Below are 2,251 nucleotides of genomic sequence, written 5' to 3'. Positions count from 1 at the left end.
GGGGAACCCAAGGTGGGGAGGCAGCGCGTCGGGGTACATTCCCGAGCCGCCCACCACGAGCGGGAGCCGACCCCGCGCCGTAATCCCGTCGAATGCGCGGTATGCGTCCTGCAGAAAATTATAGACGCAGTATTCGGCATCGAGGCTGGCGACGTCTATGACGTGATAAGGCACGGCGCACTCCGAGCCGCGCGCCGCATATTCGGCGAGGTCTTTCCCCGAACCGAGGTCGAGTCCGCGGTACACCTGTCGCGAGTCCGCCGAGATGATTTCCGCGCCGAGCGAGCGCGCAAGCCGCACCGCGAGCGCCGTTTTTCCTGCCGCCGTCGGTCCCAGCAGCACGACGCAGTTCGGCTTCGGCGCGGGTGAATCCGGTGCGCCTCCAGTACCCAGCATACCTGCAAGAACGCCTAGAGCACCCGAAGTATCGCGCATTTCAGGTATTCCGATTTGGGGTGTCCGGCGAGTACGGGGTGGTCGGCTCCCGCGCCGCGCTTTTCGAGGATTTGCACGCGTCGGCGGGCATCGGCTGCGGCGCTCTGAATCATCGCGTAGAACGTGGGCGCGTCGAAGGACTGAGAGCACGAGCAACTCACCAGAATGCCGCCCGGTGAGAGCAATCTCGTTGCCCGCAGGTTGATTTCCTTGTACCCGCCGAACGCCTTCTGCACGGATCGGGCGTTTCTGGCAAACGCGGGCGGGTCGAGCACGATGAGGTCGAAGCGCTCCCCTGCCCGCTCGCAGTCCCTCAGCACGTCGAATGCGTCTGCTTCGACCGCCCGCATGACATCATTTGCACCATTCAGCGCGACATTCCGCCGGAGCGTGGCGACCGCCTCTGCTGAAATGTCGGCGGCAAGCACCGATTGCGCCCCCGCCCGTACCGCGTTCAAGCCGAATGCGCCGGTGTGCGAGAACAGGTCGAGTACCCGCGCCCCGCGGGCAAAGCGGGCGGCAGCGCGGCGGTTCACCTTCTGGTCGAGGAAGTAGCCGGTCTTCTGCCCCCGTGCAATATCGACGGAGAGCAGTACGCCGTTCTCCCGAATGGTTATGAGCTGGTCGGACTCCCCGCCGAGCCAGCCGCTCGCTTCGGGCAGTCCTTCAAGGGCGCGGACAGGCGCGTCGCTCCGGTCGTATGCGGCACCCGGCTTCGCGGCTTCGCGGAACGCGGCGAGCAGTTCCTGCCGGAAGACTTCGCTCGCGAGGGAGAGGAACTGGAACACCAGAACCGCCCGCCCGCCCGCGTCGGCGAAGCGCTCGACTATGAGACCGGGAAAGCCGTCCGCTTCGGCAAAGCAGAGGCGGTACGAGTCGGCGGGGGAATAGTACACGGCGCGGAGGCGGGCTGCGGAAGCCGCCCTCCCGCGGAAGAACGCCGCCGCCCGTTCGGTGTGCACGCCGCGCGCCGAGTCGAACAGCGTCTCCGCGCGGTCGCGGCACAGGAAGCGCAGCGCGATTTTGGACTTCCGGTTGAGGATTCCCGTGCCTAGAAACAAGCCGGAGGACGAGAACGCTTCGACGGCGTCCCCGTCTGCCGCCTCGCCCGCGACTGAGGCGATTTCGTTGCCGTATACCCACGGGAAGCCGCGGAGTACTTCGGCTTCTTCCAAAGGGCGGAGAAACACGAGGGGGAACTTAGCGCTCATGACGCACGGCAAACTCCTTATGCCTTTATTCTGTTTCTCCTTCCGTTTTCACTTCCTGTTCCGCCTTTTCTTTGTCCTCGTCAGCCTGCGTTACCGGAGACGTATCCGCTGCCGCATGCGGAGACGGACGTTCCCCATTAGTGCAATCAACGGGGCGAACAACTTCTTTTTCATTCGCCACCTTCTTTGCCTTCCTCAGTAAATAGTTCCGTTTCTTGTTCTTTTTTCTTCTGCCGTAAGAAAGACCCGATTTTCGCTGCTTATGCCGCATGGTTCTCATATATGCTCCTCTATACGTCTGTATTGCTCTGAAGTAAGTGCTGCTTCCTTAAACTTGCTCTGTTTGCGTGCCTGACAACCGCCTTAGGTAGTGTGGACTGGAAGGTAGAGGAACAAACACCTGACATGAATGGCGGCGATGAAGGAAGCGATGAGCTTTGCGTAGCGCGTGGCAATTCCGCGCCAGCGCTTGAGGGCACGGAAGACGTTTTCAATGACGTGCCGCGCCCGATACAGTTCATGACTGTACGCTCTTTGCTCTTTCCGGCTTTTAACCGGAGGGATGACGGCTGTTATATCCGCTTCCTTAAGCATATCGAGCAGTT

At 61.9% G+C, this 2,251-nt stretch carries 4 protein-coding genes; all 4 read right to left on the bottom strand.

The genetic code is table 11. The annotated features are described in order from the left end of the window. A partial coding sequence (locus AWU74_RS05135; protein ID WP_306701008.1) for a tRNA (adenosine(37)-N6)-dimethylallyltransferase occupies positions 1-435 on the bottom strand: 435 nt, incomplete at its 3' end. After that, positions 411-1,646, bottom strand: coding sequence for a class I SAM-dependent rRNA methyltransferase (locus tag AWU74_RS05130; protein WP_059369910.1), 1,236 nt, complete (start codon positions 1,644-1,646; stop codon positions 411-413). The genes AWU74_RS05135 and AWU74_RS05130, both read right to left, overlap by 25 nt. Before the next feature lie 25 nt (positions 1,647-1,671). Then, entirely contained in the window at positions 1,672-1,827 is a 156-nt protein-coding gene (locus tag AWU74_RS11630; protein ID WP_162481717.1) for a hypothetical protein, read from the bottom strand. A gap of 182 nt (positions 1,828-2,009) precedes the next feature. Continuing rightward, on the bottom strand, positions 2,010-2,251 hold a 242-nt coding region (locus AWU74_RS05120; RefSeq protein WP_187150856.1), incomplete at its 5' end, for a transposase.

The sequence above is a fragment of the Treponema endosymbiont of Eucomonympha sp. genome (genome assembly GCF_001028545.1).
This window is presented reverse-complemented; position numbering and strand designations above follow the sequence as displayed.